This window comes from Campylobacter concisus (assembly GCF_002913765.1).
In the GTDB taxonomy this organism is placed as follows: Bacteria; Campylobacterota; Campylobacteria; order Campylobacterales; family Campylobacteraceae; genus Campylobacter_A; species Campylobacter_A concisus_BB.
The window spans coordinates 135,170-149,741 of sequence record NZ_PPCH01000007.1 but is presented as its reverse complement, the minus strand read 5'-3'; the positions used below and the strand labels follow the sequence as shown (position 1 = coordinate 149,741).

The following is a 14,572-nucleotide window of genomic DNA, read 5'->3' as shown; positions in this document are numbered from 1 at the left end:
AATGGCTACAAAATTTCATACTTTTACAGGCGAGAGCACCATCGAGGCTTTGAAAAAGGCTCAAGAGGCGTGCGGCGAGAAAGCCATACTCGTCACCACAAAGCAAATTCAAGCCAAAACGATAAACAAAAAGCCGCTTTATGAAATTTTAGTAAGCGTCGAAGAGGACGAGGTAAAGCAGCCGCCAAAGCCAAATGTAAAAGCAATAAACTATGAAAATGCCTACTCTAAATTTAGCAAAAACTATGAGCCACCAAAACCAAAATTTGAGATAAAAGAGGAGCCTGCTAAATTTGAGGCAAAGACGACGTCGCCTGAGCCTTACGACCCAAATGAGAGCGTGCTTTTAAATATCTCAGACGTCGCAAAAGAGATAAGTGCGATCGCAAATGTCGATATGAACGAGATAAAAGAGCCAAATACAAATGGCATGAATAAAAAAATAGACGACGTAGCGTAGCAAGTAAGCGTGCTAAGCGAGAAAATAGGGCTGATAACTGACATGATCTGGGACGAAAAAGCCCCAAATCGAAACAATCTCTTGATCCCGCCGGAGTTTGCTAGCATCTACAAGCTCGCAAAACAAAGTGGTATGAAAGAGGAGCATTTAGAGGCGATCATGCAAACGACGCTTGAAAATTTGCCAGTTTCTATGAAAAGCAACCCAACCGCGGTAAAAAGGTACTTCTACTCACTTTTGAGAAATATGCTGCCTTGCAGAAAAGAGCTAAGTGATAAAAAACAGCGCATAATGATGCTAGTTGGCCCAACCGGAGTTGGCAAGACGACGACACTTGCAAAGCTCGCGGCTCGTTTTGCTTACGGCAACGAAAAGCGTTATAAAACGGGCATCATCACGCTTGATACGTATCGTATCGGAGCGGTCGAACAGCTATTTCAGTATGCTAAGATGATGAAGCTGCCGATCCTTGATGTGATAGAGGTCGAGGACTTTCAAAACGCCATAAAGCAGCTTAGCTACTGCGACGTGATCCTAATCGACACCACCGGAAATTCGCAGTATGACAAAGAAAAGCTTGAAAGGCTTGATAAATTTTTAAAGCATAGTGGCGCAAAGATCGATGTAAATTTAGTCCTTTCGGCTGGCTCAAAGGTCGAGGATCTGATAGAAATTTATAATGGATTTTCATTTTTGGAGATCGACACCTTAATAATCACAAAATTTGACGAGACCAAAATTTTTGGCAACGTCTTTTCGCTGATCTATGAGACAAACACGCCAGTTAGCTACTTTAGCGTGGGTCAAGAGGTGCCTGATGATCTTGTTGAGGCAAAGAGCGAATTTTTAGTAGAGTGCGTGTTTGACGGCTTTACAAAGCAAAAGGCTAGCGATGAATAACCAAGCGCAAAAACTACAAAATTTAGTCCAGTCTCAAAATAAGGCTAAAAATACGCATTTTATAGCGATTACAAGCGGCAAAGGCGGTGTTGGCAAGAGTACGATAAGTGCAAATTTGGCAAATGTCTTGTCACAAAATGGCTACAAAGTAGGGCTTTTTGATGCTGATATCGGCCTTGCAAACCTTGATGTGATCTTAAACGTCAAAATGGGCAAAAACCTGCTTCACGTGCTAAAGGGCGAGTGCAGCTTAAAAGATATCTTGATACCTATAAATAAAAATCTCATCCTCATCCCTGGCGAGAGCGGCGATGAAATTTTGAAATTTAACAACCAGTTTTTATTTGAGAGATTTTTAGATGAGGCGAGCGAGCTTGATCAGCTTGACTTTTTGATCATTGATACCGGTGCTGGCATAGGCGGCAGTACGCAGCTCTTTTTAGAAGCAGCTGATGAGGTTGTCGTGGTAACCGTGCCTGACCCTGCGGCGATAACCGATGCGTATGCGGTCATAAAGATCGTTTCAAGGTTTAAAAATAACGAGCTTTTGCTTTTAAATATGGTAAAAAACGAGGCTGAGGCCACTAGAATTTATGAAAATGTAAAGCGAGTGGCAAATGCAAATATCGGACCAAATTTAAATTTAGAGCTAATTGGCTACGTGGCTTCTGATAAGAGCGTGGCAAGGAGCATAAAGCAAAGGACGCTCTTTACGGATGACGAAGCTTACGGCTCTGCTAGCGTGCAGATCAAGCAGATAGCTTCAAATTTGCTTTATAGGTTGGAACGAAAAGTGCTTAAAGATGAGCAAAGCAGGAGCTTTGGGGGCTTCTTTAAGCGTTTGATAGAACAATTTTAATGGAGATTGAGCTTTGCGTGCAGAAAATTTTATAGCATTTTTTACGGTTTGTGGATTTTTCATAGGCATAGTTTTTACCTTGCTAAAGGTGAGCGAGCCTATCGAAATGCTCGTTTATACGCTAGTTATTACCTTATTTTTCTACCTTATAATTCACATCGTGATAATGAACTACGTCGATGTAAAAAGGACTTTGAAGAAATTTTTTGACAAGCAAAGACATGAGGAGATCGCAGACTATCTCATCTCTGAGCTAAACGTTAGGGAAAAACGGATGGAAAATATCATGCTAAAAGTAACCACCGAAAATTTAGACTCTGGTAAGCAAAATGTACGAACTAAAGCAAAAGCAGCTTAACGCTTATAAAAGCACCATTAAAAAAGAGCAAGACGAGATCGTCTTAAAATACATACCAGCTCTGCGCGCGATGGCGTTTAGGCTAAAGGAGCGCTTGCCTTCAAGCATCGACGTAAACGACCTTATAAGCGTTGGCGTTGAAGAGATGATAAAGCTTAGCAGGAAGTATGACAAAGAGCAAAACGACTCATTTTGGGGATATGGCAAAAAAAGAATTTATGGCTCGATGTTAGATTATCTAAGAGCGCTTGACGTCGTTAGTAGAAGCGATAGAAAGCTAGTAAAGAGCATAAATACCGAGATAGATAACTACTTTAACACTCACGAAGAAGAGCCAAGCGACGAGTATCTGGCTGAAAAACTAAATGAAGATATCGAAAAGATAAGAGAGGCAAGGGGTGTTAGTGGCATCATCACTATCTTGCCAATAGACGAGCAAATGGAGCTAATCGGTCAAAGCGATGTTGAAAAAAGCGTAGAAAAAGAGGATCTTATCTTAAAGATCGAAAGTGCATTAAAAGACTTTGACGAGCGCGACCAGATGATAGTTCAGCTTTACTACTACGAAGAGCTAAATTTAAAAGAGATCAGCGAGATAATGAACATCAGCGAGAGTAGAATTTCACAAATTCATAAACGTTTGCTTGATCGCATCAGACGCAGCTTGGGGGTTTAATGGCTGATATTTTAAGTCAAGAAGAGATAGATGCGCTACTTGAAGTCGTCGATGAAGACGGCGATACGAGCAATATCGAGATAGAAGAGAGCCCACAAGGCGAGCAAAAACAGATCATTATCTATGACTTCAAGCGTCCAAACCGCGTCAGTAAAGAGCAGCTCCGCGCGATAAAAGGTATCCACGACAAGCTTGCTAGAAATTTAGCTAGTCAAATTTCAAGTGTCATGAGAAGTATCGTCGAGCTTAGGCTTCACAGCGTAGATCAGATGACATACGGCGAGTTTTTGATGAGCTTGCCAAGTCCAACTAGCTTTAACGTCTTTTCTATCAAACCACTTGATGGAAACTGCATCTTAGAGATAAATCCAAGCATAGCATTTCCTATGATAGACCGCTTGCTTGGCGGAACTGGTGAAAATTTCGAGGCAAACAGGGAGCTAACTGACATCGAGGTAAATTTACTCGATGCGGTGCTTAGGATGATCATGCAGCGCCTAAAAGAGAGCTGGTCGATGATAACTGATATGTATCCAAACGTCGAGGCAAAAGAGAGCAGTCCAAACGTCGTGCAGATCGTCTCTCAAAACGAGATCGTCATCATGGTCGTTATGGAGATCATTGTTGGTGGCTCAAGCGGTATGATAAATTTATGCTATCCAGTCATCTACCTAGAGCCGATCCTTTCGCGCCTTGCAAACAGGGACATCATGCTTGGCGAAACTAGCGCTAAAAAGAGTAGAAACAAAGAGCTAAAAACGCTAATAGGCCGCGCTGAGGTGCTTTATGAGGCGATCCTTGGCAAATCAATCGTTAGCGTAAATGAGTTTTTAAATTTAAAAGAGGGCGATATCTTAAGGCTTGATAGAGGCGCTGATGATAAGGCGATCGTTTGCATCGATAAAAAAGAGGTATTCTTAGCTGAAGTTGGGCTTCATAGATTTAGAAAGTCTATCAAGATCGAGCAGCTAATCCGCTCTGACAAAGACGAGATCAAGCACATCCTAGAAAAATACGAAGAAGAGCGAAAAGCAAAACTAATGGCATACGACGAGGCCAACGAACACAACAACGAAGAAGAGAGCGAAGATAATGACGAATGAATTTTTTAACATCTTTTCAAATGAACTAAAAGCGACCATCGAAGGGCTAACTGGCAGAGCGCCAGAGATCGGCGAGAGAAACGAATTTGACGCGCCAGCGCAAAACGGGATAAAACCGCCAGTTGTCATGGCTAGCGTGACATTAAGTGGCGACATCAATGCAAAAGCTGAGATCGCATGCACGCCAGTGCTAATAAGCGCGGTTAGTGAGTGGATGATGGGCGAGGAGGAGATTTCACATAATGAAAACCTCGGTAGCGACGAGCTTGACGCTGCAAAAGAGATATTTTCAAACCTTTTTAGCGCATTTAGCACCTCTCTTGGAGCACAAAAAGGCATGCCAAAGATCAGCTTTGAGGTGATAAATGTAAATTTCTTAGATGAAAACTCATCGCTTGATTTTAGCGTTTTTGAAAAGCTTTTTTTGTTTAACATAAAGATCGAGGATCTAAATGAGCATGTAGCTTTTGTCTGCGATCATACGCTTATGAGATTTTTCGAGCCTGCTAAAAGCGAGCCAGTAGATGCTGCAAAAGCCACAGCCGCTCCTCATGCACTAAAGGGCGAATTTAGCGCAGAAGAGATGAGAAATATCAGCCTTATCATGGACGTAAGACTTCCAATGCGTGTTCGTATCGGCTCAAAAAGGATGCTCTTAAAAGATGTGCTCACTATGGATATAGGCTCAGTCATCGAGCTAAATCAGCTAGCAAACGACCCGCTTGAAATTTTGATAGGAGATAAGGTGATAGCACTTGGCGAAGTTGTCATAATAGACGGCAACTTTGGCATCCAGATCACGCAGATAGGCTCAAAACGCGAGAGGCTTCAGCAGTTAAAATAATGAATGAATTAGTAAATGATCTCTTAAAATTTCCAAGCATTTTAAAGTATAAAAATAAAAATGTAACCTTCTTTGGCTCGGCTAGATTTGATGAAGAAAATTTCTACTGCAAAAAGGCATACGAGCTAGCTTACAAGCTAAATGAGCTAGGTTTTGCCATCTTAACTGGCGGAGGAGATGGCATAATGAGAGCGGCAAATAAGGGTGCATTTGACAGCGCAAAGTCCCCTAGCGTCGCACTAAACGTGAGGCTTCCATTTGAGCAAAATACAAATCCATACGTCACCGCAAAATATCTCTTTTCAAATTTAAGCCCAAGAAAATTTGCCCTAACTGATAGCTCTATCGCATTTGTCGTCTTCCCTGGTGGCTTTGGCACGCTTGATGAGCTGTTTGAAATTTTGGTGCTAGCTCATGTTGGCAGCAAAAAAGTGAAAATTTTTCTTTATGGATGTGAGTTTTGGCAAGGGCTTGATGAGTTTATACGAAAGACGCTGATCCCTCAAAAAACGATAAACGAAGAAGATCTAAATTTATATAAAATCACCGATGATCTGGAGCTTATCGTAAGCGAAATTTTGGCTATTTAAAAATAAGATATAAAATATCGCCTTTAAATTTAAAAAAGGTAAAAATATGAAAATAATGGTTGCAATGAGCGGCGGCGTAGATAGCACGATGACGGCTAAATTTCTGCAAGAGGCTGGACATGAGGTGCAAGGCTGCTACATGATGCTTCATCAAAAGCCAGGATACCACGAAGAAAACATCAGAAAAGTCAAAAAAGTGGGCGAATATCTTGGCATCAAGGTGCATATACTCGATCTGCAGGATAAATTTAACGAATATGTCTATGACCCATTTGTCAGGCTCTACAAAGAGGGCAAGACGCCCAATCCTTGCGCCTTGTGTAATAAATTTATAAAGCTTGGTGCGCTACTTGACTTTGCAAAGGCAAATGGCTGCGAGAAGCTTGCTACTGGGCATTACGTGCAGGTGGTTGATGGTTTTATAACCTGCGCCAAAGATCCTAGCAAGGATCAAAGCTACTTTTTAGCTCAGGTGCCAAAAGAGGTGCTAAAAGATGTCATTTTCCCACTTGGAGATAAATTTAAAAAAGATATAAAAGAGCTAGCAAGAGGCGTAAAAGTGCTTGAAGAGTTCGCTACGCAGGCAGAAAGCAGTGAAATTTGCTTTGTGGAAAATACCTACATCGAGGTTTTAAACAAGCACTACAACACAAATTTACCAGGCAACGTGGTCGATAAAGACGGCAATATTATCGGCCGCCACCAAGGCTACATGCACTATACTATCGGCAAACGCCGTGGCTTTGAGGTTTTTGGCGCTCACGAGCCACACTTTGTCATCAAGATAAATGCCGAAAAAAACGAGATCGTTGTCGGCACGAAGGACGACCTTGCTCAAAAGGTGGTCGAGCTTGAAAATGTAAATTTATTTATCGATGAAGATAAATTTGAGTGCGAAACAAAGATAAGGTATAGAAGCCCTAAACTTGAGGCTTTTGTAGAGGTTGATAAATCTAGCAAAACCGCAAAGCTAACGCTAAATCAAAACGCACTTGGCGTCGCACAAGGTCAGCTTTGCGTGATGTATGATGATGATCGTGTCATCGCAAGTGGCTTTATAAAGAACTAAGCGCCTCTTTTATCACCTTAACGTGGCTAAATTCTGGCTCTTTGACAGCAGTTAGAAGCGCCACGTTTTTATACTCTTTTTCTAGCTTTTTAAGCTCTTTTAGCCCCTCTTGCTCCTCTTTGCCATTTAGCTCTTGCCTAAATCTTTTGCAAAACTCATCAAACCTAGCCTCTTTATCCTCATGAAACCATGACCTTAGCTCGTTTGACGGAGTGACTGATTTTAGCCAGATAAAGCTAGAAAATATCTCTTTTTTCACGCCTCTAGGATAAAGTCTATCGATAAAGACACCTTTAAAACTCTCGTCGTCGCTTTTAATAAAGTCGTAAATTCTACATATCTTAAACATGATTGTTATCTTAGTCCTCATAAATTTACAAATGTAAAATGATATAAAAATTTAGTGTAAATTTTGGCTTTTGGAGTAGAAAATTTGACTAAAAATAGTTGGTAAATAAATTTAAATTTAAAGCTCATTTTGATAAAATCACAACATAAAAATCACTAAAAAAGGTTACTATTATGAGAGGCTATAAAATTTTCTCAGGCACCGCAAACATCGAGCTTTCGAAGAAAATTTCGCAATATTTGTCGCTTCCGCTCAGTGAAGCTAGCATTAAAAGATTTAGCGATGGTGAGATCAGCGTGCAGATCGGCGAAAGCGTGCGTGGGAAAGATGTTTTTGTCATCCAGCCAACATGTGCCCCAGCAAATATAAATTTAATGGAGCTTCTTATCTTAACTGACGCTTTAAAACGCAGCAGCGCAAGCTCTATAACAGCGATCGTGCCGTATTTTGGCTACGCTAGACAAGACAGAAAAGCAGCCCCTAGAGTGCCTATCACTGCAAAACTAGTGGCAAACATGATGCAAACAGCAGGCATCGACAGGGTCGTTACGATGGACCTTCACGCAGGACAAATTCAAGGATTTTTCGATATCCCAGTGGATAACCTTTATGGTAGTATCGTTTTTAACGACTACGTAAAAGCTAAAAATTTACCAAACCCAGTCGTCGCAAGCCCAGATGTAGGTGGCGTGGCTCGTGCTAGAGCCTTGGCAAAAAATCTAAATTTATTAGATATGGTCATCGTTGATAAACGCCGCGAGAAAGCAAACGAGAGCGAAGTGATGAACGTTATCGGCGATGTTAAAGGCAAAGATGTGATCTTGGTTGATGATATGATCGATACTGCTGGCACCATCGTGAAAGCAGCTGAGATTTTTAAAGAGCGTGGCGCAACGAGCGTAATGGCGTTTTGCACGCACCCAGTGCTTAGTGGACCAGCCTATGATAGGCTAAAACTTGGCTTTTTAGACGAGCTAGTGGTGACTGATACGATCCCATTAAAAGAAGAACTCCCTTGTATAAAAGTGCTAAGCACAGCTTCACTCTTTGGCGAAGTGATACGCCGTGTTTATCACAACGAAAGCGTAAATAGCTTGTTTTAGCAACCATTGCAGGCTAAAGCGTTAGCCTGCTAAATTTATCCGTTTTGGCTGATTGATATTTATTTTTGGGTTAAATTTCTAGCCCAAAAGACTTAAATGCCTACTTGTAACAAGCCTAAATTTAAAGTCAAATAAACAAAAATCGCAATGAAATCTCGCAACTAAATTTCTACATGCTAGCCACTAAAATTTAAATAAGTCGTAATTAAGGTGCAGTGCCGATCAGATCCGTGTGGGAGCTGCGACAAATGCCGTCAGGATCGCACAAAAATGGATAGCGATGCAGGAGTAGTTTGCACCAAAATTAATTGCGATTTTGCACCTAAAATTTAAGGAAAAAACTATAAAATACCCCCTTTTTAAATTTCACAAAAAGGGTTTTTATTGCGTAAAATATTCGAGAGAATTTTGCTTGCAGCAACAGTTTCACGCTTTTTCCAGTAGTCTTTGGACTTTTAGGTGCGATCGTGCTTTTCATCATCGCAAGTTATGATGTTGGCAAGGTGCTTTTAGAGGTTTATAAATATTTCTTTGCTGCGGATTTTCACGTTGAAAATTTCCACTCAGAGGTCGTTGGTGAGATAGTTGGAGCGATCGATCTTTACTTGATGGCACTTGTTCTTTATATATTTAGCTTCGGAATTTACGAGCTTTTCATCTCAGAGATCACACAGCTAAAGCAGTCAAAGCAAAGCAAAGTGCTTGAAGTGCATTCGCTTGATGAGCTAAAAGACAAGCTTGGCAAAGTGATCGTCATGGTTTTAATCGTAAATTTCTTTCAAAGGGTGCTTCACGCAAACTTCACAACTCCGCTTGAGATGGCCTATCTTGCGGCTTCTATCCTAGCGCTTTGCCTTGGACTTTACTTCCTTCACAAGGGCGAACACTAAAATTTTAAGCGTTTTTACGCTTAAAATTTCTCCTACATCTTTTCTTTAGCTATTTTTGGATAATATCCATTTAAAAATTTAAAGGAAATTTGATGATTTTCATAGATGCTTGCCTTAAAAAACCTACGCCATACACGCCTGTTTGGATGATGCGCCAAGCTGGTAGATATTTGCCTGAGTACATGCGAGTACGCGCGCAAGCAGGGGACTTTTTGTCACTTTGTAAAGACTATAAAAAAGCTAGCGAGGTTACGCTTCAGCCAGTTGAAATCCTAGGCGTTGATGCGGCGATTTTGTTTAGCGATATCCTTGTCGTGCCTCTTGAAATGGGCATGGATCTGCGCTTTGAAAAGGGCGAGGGACCAGTTTTTACAAAGCCTTTGCGTGATGAGGCCGCACTCGATGCGCTTAGTATCGAAAGATCGGTTAAAAATTTAGCATACGTCTATGACACGATCAAGCTTACAAGAGAAAATTTAGCCCAAGATAAAGCACTCATTGGCTTTTGTGGGGCACCGTGGACGATAGCTACATATATGATAGAGGGTGGTGGCAGCAAAAACTATGCGGTCTGCAAAAAGATGCTCTATCAAAATCCAGAATTTTTACATCAAATTTTAGAAAAAGTGACGCAAGCGCTCATCCTTTACGTCAAAGAGCAGATAAAAGCTGGCGTAAATACGGTGCAAATTTTTGACAGCTGGGCGGCTGCGCTTGAAGAGCAGGCATATTTTGAGTTTGGATTTAGCTATATAAACAAGATAGTTGATAGCGTCAAGGCTGAATTCCCAGAGATCCCAGTCATAGTTTTCCCAAAAGGTATCAGCGGATATCTGGATAAAATTTCAGGTAAATTTGACGTTTTTGGCGTTGATTGGAGCACGCCGATCGAGCTAGCAAAAGAAAAACTTAGCCCAAGATACGTCCTTCAGGGCAATATGGAGCCAACAAGGCTATATAGCAAAAAGGCGATCGATGAGGGCGTGGATAAAATTTTAAGCACGATGAGAGGTGCGCCGCACATTTTCAACCTTGGTCACGGGATCTTGCCAGATGTGCCAGTTGAAAACGCAAAATATTTCATAAAAGAGGTTCAAAGAAAAAGTGCAAGATAGCACTGTCGTCTTTGGACCGATAAATTCGCGCCGTTTTGGCATGAGCCTTGGCATCGATCTAAGCCCAAAGCAAAAATCATGCAATTTTGACTGCGTTTATTGCGAGCTAAAGGGCGCAAAGCCGGTTGAAGAGATAGAAAAACCTCAAAGCGTTAATGAAATCATAAGCGCTTTAAAAGAAGCTTTAAAAGCTCATCAAAACATCGATGTCATCACGCTTACAGCAAATGGAGAGCCAACTCTTTATCCGCACTTAAAAGAGCTGGTGGCAAAAGTAAATGAGATAAAAGGCAAGGCAAAAACTCTAATCCTAAGCAACGGCTCAGGTGTGAGGGACCAAAAAATTTGTGAAGCCTTGCAAGGGCTTGATATAGTTAAATTTAGCCTTGATAGCGCCGTGCAAGGCACATTTAAAAAGATAGACCGCAACAAAAGTGGCATAGAAGTTGGAGAGCTTGTAAAAGCGATGGCTAAATTTCGCAAGGAATTTAAGGGCGAGCTTGTGCTTGAAATTTTGGTCGTGGCTGGATTTAACGACAAAGAAGAGGAATTTACAGCGCTTAATGAGGCTATAAATGAGATAACTCCGCACCGAGTGGATGTGGGTACGATAGATCGCCCGCCAGCTTACAATGTAAAAGGCGTTGATGCTAGTAGGCTTGAAGAGCTTGCAAGCAAGATAAAAGGCGTGCCAGTCACCATAGCTAGGGCTCACAAGATAGAGCAAAAGTATGAATTTAGCAAGAGTGAAATTTTAGCCATGCTAGAGCGCCGTCCGCAAACTACGGCAAATGTAGAAGAAAATTTCTCAGAGCACTCAAAGCAAATTTTAAACAGCCTTTTGCAAGACGGCGTGGTTTATCAAACTGACGTTGCCGGCGTTAAATTTTATAAATTGAGATGATAGATGAAGCGAATTTTAACTATACAAGACATCTCATGCGTGGGCAAATGCTCACTCACCGTCGCACTTCCCATAATCAGCGCCCAAGGTATCGAGGCGTGCATCTTGCCAACGGCACTGCTCTCAACTCACACTGGCTTTAAAAATTTCACTTTTCGTGATCTAACTGATGAATTTGACGCTATAACGCAGGTTTGGCACAAAGAGGGCATCAGCTTTGATGGAATTTACACTGGATTTTTAGGTAGTTTTAGGCAGCTTGAGCTTATAGAGAAGGTCTTTGCTGAATTTGACAGCGGCTCTTTGCTAAGGCTTGTGGATCCTTGCATGGGCGATAATGGCAAGCTTTATCACGGGTTTGATGAGAAATTTGTGGCAAAGATGAGAGAGCTTTGCACAAAGGCTCACGTCATCACGCCAAACATAACTGAGGCAAGTTTTATGTGTGAAAAGTCATTTTTAAGCGAGGGATATGGCGAGGATTACATTTTGGAGTTGCTTGATGGCTTGGCTAGTTTTGGCGCGCGAAAGATCGTTTTAAAGGGCATTAGATACAAGCAAAATGAGTGTGGTATCATAGCTTATGATGCAAAGACGAAAGAAAAAGTGGAGTATTTTCACGAGTATTTGCCCTTTCACGCAAGTGGCACTGGAGATATCTTCGCTTCAGTGCTTTTTGGCTCACTTATAAATGGCGAAAGCATGCAAAATGCTATCAAAAAGGCAGCAAATTTTGTGCTCGAGAGCATCAAGATCACGCTAAAAGATAATAATCGCACGTGGTATGGTGTGCAGTTTGAAAAATTGCTTAGAAATTTTTAGCACTTTATGGCAGTGAGTGATTTAAATTTGTGTCATTATAACCCCATAAAGTGACATAGTTAAAACAAAATTTCAGATTTATTTAAATTAATTTTACTTTTATATAAAAAGTTGAATAATTACGCAAATATTGATCAAGGAGTGATTTATGAAGTCTTTAAGGATTAAAATTTCTGTTATTTTGACAGCTGTGATCGTGCTGCTACTAATCGGCGTTAGCCTCATTAGTTACAACATAGCTCGCAACCTATATACAGAAAAAGTTGTGAAAGATGAGCTACCACTAGCTGTCTCTAACGTTGCAGGTGAGATCGGCTATGCCATAGACAAGATCATTAACACCTCTTATCAGATGACTAAAAACGACTATCTTCTCAAGTGGATCGACGAGGGCGAGCCAAAGGACGGATTAGCAACGCTTTTTAACTATAACACCGACCTTATGAAGGCGTTTAACCTCTCAACGGCGATGTTTGTCTCTGATAAAACTCTAAACTACTACACAAATGACAAAATTTTAAAACAGCTTAGCAAGGACAATCCACGTGATAGCTGGTACTTTGACGTTAAAAATGGCAAAGAGGTAAATTCTCTAAACATCCAAGTATCAGAAGCTACTGGCTCACTAACGCTTTATGTAAATAGCAAGGTTGAAAAAGACGGCAAATTTTATGGCGTCAGTGCTATAGGCATGAACCTTGATGACATCGTAAATTTAGTCACTTCAAAAACCATGGGTGAGGGCAGTAAATTCCTAATGGTTGATTCAAGTGGCATCGTAAAGATAGAAAAGAGCGACAGGGTCGGCAAAGTAAATGTAAAAGACGTCCTTGGCAAAGAGAAATTTGATGTCTTGATGAATAAAAATGGCGGCGTCATTCGTCACTTTAACGGCACGAGAAATTTGATAATTGGCTCAAAATATATCCCAAGCCTTGATTGGTACCTATTTGGAGAGATGGACGAGGATGTGCTTTTAAAAGATTTGCATACGCTATTTTACTCAGCTATCGGCGTTATCTTGGCAGCGATCATCATCTCTGTGATAGTTTCACTTCTAATGTCGTCTTACCTCCTAAAAATCATCCTCAAACTAAAAACAGGCCTACTATCTTTCTTTGATCTACTAAATCACAAGACAAACAAAGCACAGCCTATAGAGATAACATCTAAAGATGAATTTGGTCAAATGGCAGAGCTAATAAACAAAAACACAAAGGCCATTGAAGATGGCATGAAAGATCAAAGTATCTTCATCCAAAAAGCCAACACCTTTGTAAATGAGATAAAAGATGGTAACTATGAAGCAAGCCTAGAAGCTGATACTAATAACCCAGCTCTAAATCAACTAAAAAATACATTTAAAGATCTTCAAGTAGCTCTTAAAGAAGCAATATCAAGTAATGGTAAAGATGTACTTGATCTACTAAACACATATAAAAACCAAGACTTCACAAAAAGACTTGATGATGATGGTAAGATAGCAAGTGGTATAAACTCTCTTGGCATTGAGATATCTAAAATGCTAAATGACAATCTAAACCAAGCACAAGTACTAGAAGAAAAAGCAAAACTTCTAGCTAGCTCAGTATCTAAAGTAGCTAGCTCAGCAAACACTCAAGCAAATAGCTTACAAGAAAGCGCAGCTGCAGTTGAGCAAATGAGTAGCTCAATGAATGCCATCTCTCAAAAGACTGCTGATGTTATAAGACAAAGTGATGAGATCAAAAACATCATAACTATCATTAGAGATATAGCAGATCAAACAAACCTACTAGCACTTAATGCTGCAATAGAAGCTGCACGTGCAGGAGAACATGGTAGAGGATTTGCTGTTGTTGCTGATGAAGTAAGAAAACTAGCAGAAAGAACTCAAAAATCTCTAGGAGAGATAGAAGCAAATACAAATGTCCTAGCTCAATCAATAAATGAGATGAGTGAATCAATCAAAGAGCAAAGTGAAGGCATAAATATGATAAATCAATCAGTTGCTCAAATAGATCACTTAACAAAAGAGAATGTGGTAATTGCAAACCAAGCAAATGAAGTCACATCAGAAGTAGATGAGATGGCTAAAGCTATAGTTGAAGAGGTTAGGAAGAAGAGGTTTTAACAAACAAACCCAAGCACAATACAAAGCATAGCTCTCTGAAGCATTAGAGGGCTATGTGAATTTAGACTAGATAATTAAATTTAATACACAAGAAACTTCAAACAAATTTTAAGATCAACACTCAAGAATTATCTATTAAATTTTAAAATTTCATGAACGAGTAAGATTTTAAAATTTGTAAAAAAGCTTTATTGAATTTATAAATTTCTTTTTATTCAGAAGGGAGACAAGGGGACTTAAATTACGAAGCCGTCCCCTTATCTCCCTTTAGATCCCACAATCTCTTCGCACGTTCAAAGTGCATACAATGGTGCTGAAGCACAGCATGCAAATTAAAACTCTAGCAAGTTTAAATTTGGCGATGTGATATACATGCTTATAAATTTTAAAATTTGCCTAATTTTTCTAACGTGCTGC

13 protein-coding genes and 4 pseudogenes are annotated in these 14,572 nt (G+C 40.3%); 16 read left to right on the top strand and 1 reads right to left on the bottom strand.

What is annotated here, in order from left to right; translation table 11 throughout:
- Nucleotide 1 precedes the first annotated feature (1 nt).
- From flhF to mnmA, 8 genes and pseudogenes are all read left to right on the top strand, one after another.
- Nucleotides 2-1,360: pseudogene (gene flhF, locus CYO89_RS01370) on the top strand (flagellar biosynthesis protein FlhF).
- Nucleotides 1,353-2,219, top strand: a complete 867-nt coding sequence (locus CYO89_RS01365; protein ID WP_004317632.1) for a P-loop NTPase — start codon at nt 1,353-1,355, stop codon at nt 2,217-2,219. Before flhF ends, CYO89_RS01365 begins: the two are co-directional and overlap by 8 nt.
- Before the next feature lie 13 nt (nt 2,220-2,232).
- A complete protein-coding gene (locus CYO89_RS01360; protein ID WP_012140116.1) occupies nt 2,233-2,577 on the top strand; it encodes a hypothetical protein in 345 nt (114 codons plus the stop codon).
- Nucleotides 2,549-3,253 (top strand): RNA polymerase sigma factor FliA, encoded by a 705-nt coding sequence (locus tag CYO89_RS01355; RefSeq protein ID WP_103596859.1) that lies wholly within the window; start codon nt 2,549-2,551, stop codon nt 3,251-3,253. The genes CYO89_RS01360 and CYO89_RS01355 overlap by 29 nt, the downstream gene beginning before the upstream one ends.
- On the top strand, nt 3,253-4,356 hold the full coding sequence (fliM, locus tag CYO89_RS01350) for a flagellar motor switch protein FliM (protein WP_012140115.1): 1,104 nt from the start codon (nt 3,253-3,255) through the stop codon (nt 4,354-4,356). The genes CYO89_RS01355 and fliM overlap by 1 nt, the downstream gene beginning before the upstream one ends.
- Complete coding sequence (gene fliY / locus CYO89_RS01345) at nt 4,346-5,200, top strand: flagellar motor switch protein FliY (protein WP_103596858.1); 855 nt, start codon at nt 4,346-4,348, stop codon at nt 5,198-5,200. Before fliM ends, fliY begins: the two co-directional genes overlap by 11 nt.
- On the top strand, nt 5,200-5,790 hold the full coding sequence (locus CYO89_RS01340) for a TIGR00730 family Rossman fold protein (RefSeq protein ID WP_103596857.1): 591 nt from the start codon (nt 5,200-5,202) through the stop codon (nt 5,788-5,790). The genes fliY and CYO89_RS01340 overlap by 1 nt, the downstream gene beginning before the upstream one ends.
- Before the next feature lie 16 nt (nt 5,791-5,806).
- Nucleotides 5,807-6,859 carry a tRNA 2-thiouridine(34) synthase MnmA gene (gene mnmA, locus CYO89_RS01335; RefSeq protein ID WP_258032496.1) on the top strand — a complete coding sequence of 351 codons (1,053 nt, stop codon included), beginning with the start codon at nt 5,807-5,809 and terminating at the stop codon, nt 6,857-6,859.
- Here mnmA and CYO89_RS01330 read toward each other — a convergent pair.
- Complete coding sequence (locus CYO89_RS01330) at nt 6,846-7,208, bottom strand: DUF488 domain-containing protein (protein WP_009294214.1); 363 nt, start codon at nt 7,206-7,208, stop codon at nt 6,846-6,848. The two genes, mnmA and CYO89_RS01330, sit on opposite strands and share 14 nt — an antisense overlap.
- 173 nt (nt 7,209-7,381) lie before the next feature.
- On the opposite strand from CYO89_RS01330, the gene CYO89_RS01325 reads away from it, so the two are divergent.
- The 8 genes and pseudogenes from CYO89_RS01325 (at nt 7,382) to CYO89_RS10690 (ending at nt 14,155) form a co-directional block, all read left to right on the top strand.
- Nucleotides 7,382-8,311 carry a ribose-phosphate pyrophosphokinase gene (locus CYO89_RS01325; protein WP_021084389.1) on the top strand — a complete coding sequence of 310 codons (930 nt, stop codon included), beginning with the start codon at nt 7,382-7,384 and terminating at the stop codon, nt 8,309-8,311.
- Between the two features lie 205 nt (nt 8,312-8,516).
- Nucleotides 8,517-8,603 (top strand): annotated as a pseudogene (locus CYO89_RS10505) (hypothetical protein); the annotation flags it as partial.
- A 92-nt stretch (nt 8,604-8,695) separates the two neighbouring features.
- Nucleotides 8,696-9,201, top strand: a pseudogene (locus CYO89_RS01320) (YqhA family protein).
- Between the two features lie 92 nt (nt 9,202-9,293).
- Nucleotides 9,294-10,316: a uroporphyrinogen decarboxylase gene (hemE, locus tag CYO89_RS01315; RefSeq protein ID WP_103596855.1), complete on the top strand. Its 1,023-nt coding sequence runs from the start codon at nt 9,294-9,296 to the stop codon at nt 10,314-10,316.
- Nucleotides 10,306-11,220 carry a radical SAM protein gene (locus CYO89_RS01310; protein WP_103596854.1) on the top strand — a complete coding sequence of 305 codons (915 nt, stop codon included), beginning with the start codon at nt 10,306-10,308 and terminating at the stop codon, nt 11,218-11,220. Before hemE ends, CYO89_RS01310 begins: the two co-directional genes overlap by 11 nt.
- A 3-nt stretch (nt 11,221-11,223) precedes the next feature.
- Complete coding sequence (locus CYO89_RS01305) at nt 11,224-12,042, top strand: pyridoxamine kinase (RefSeq protein ID WP_103596853.1); 819 nt, start codon at nt 11,224-11,226, stop codon at nt 12,040-12,042.
- 148 nt (nt 12,043-12,190) lie between these two features.
- Nucleotides 12,191-12,985, top strand: a pseudogene (locus CYO89_RS10695) (cache domain-containing protein); the annotation flags it as partial.
- Nucleotides 12,986-13,000: 15 nt separating this feature from the next.
- Nucleotides 13,001-14,155: a methyl-accepting chemotaxis protein gene (locus CYO89_RS10690; protein WP_430516204.1), complete on the top strand. Its 1,155-nt coding sequence runs from the start codon at nt 13,001-13,003 to the stop codon at nt 14,153-14,155.
- Nucleotides 14,156-14,572 lie beyond the last annotated feature (417 nt).

Excerpts from the sequence above, each read along its gene's own strand:
- CYO89_RS01365 (WP_004317632.1), top strand. The coding sequence starts at position 1,353 with ATGAATAACCAAGCGCAAAAACTACAAAATTTAGTCCAGTCTCAAAAT.
- CYO89_RS01355 (WP_103596859.1), top strand. The coding sequence starts at position 2,549 with ATGTACGAACTAAAGCAAAAGCAGCTTAACGCTTATAAAAGCACCATT.
- fliM (WP_012140115.1), top strand. The coding sequence starts at position 3,253 with ATGGCTGATATTTTAAGTCAAGAAGAGATAGATGCGCTACTTGAAGTC.
- fliY (WP_103596858.1), top strand. The coding sequence starts at position 4,346 with ATGACGAATGAATTTTTTAACATCTTTTCAAATGAACTAAAAGCGACC.
- CYO89_RS01340 (WP_103596857.1), top strand. The coding sequence starts at position 5,200 with ATGAATGAATTAGTAAATGATCTCTTAAAATTTCCAAGCATTTTAAAG.
- CYO89_RS01330 (WP_009294214.1), bottom strand. The coding sequence starts at position 7,208 with ATGTTTAAGATATGTAGAATTTACGACTTTATTAAAAGCGACGACGAG.
- CYO89_RS01325 (WP_021084389.1), top strand. The coding sequence starts at position 7,382 with ATGAGAGGCTATAAAATTTTCTCAGGCACCGCAAACATCGAGCTTTCG.
- hemE (WP_103596855.1), top strand. The coding sequence starts at position 9,294 with ATGATTTTCATAGATGCTTGCCTTAAAAAACCTACGCCATACACGCCT.
- CYO89_RS01305 (WP_103596853.1), top strand. The coding sequence starts at position 11,224 with ATGAAGCGAATTTTAACTATACAAGACATCTCATGCGTGGGCAAATGC.
- CYO89_RS10690 (WP_430516204.1), top strand. The coding sequence starts at position 13,001 with ATGGACGAGGATGTGCTTTTAAAAGATTTGCATACGCTATTTTACTCA.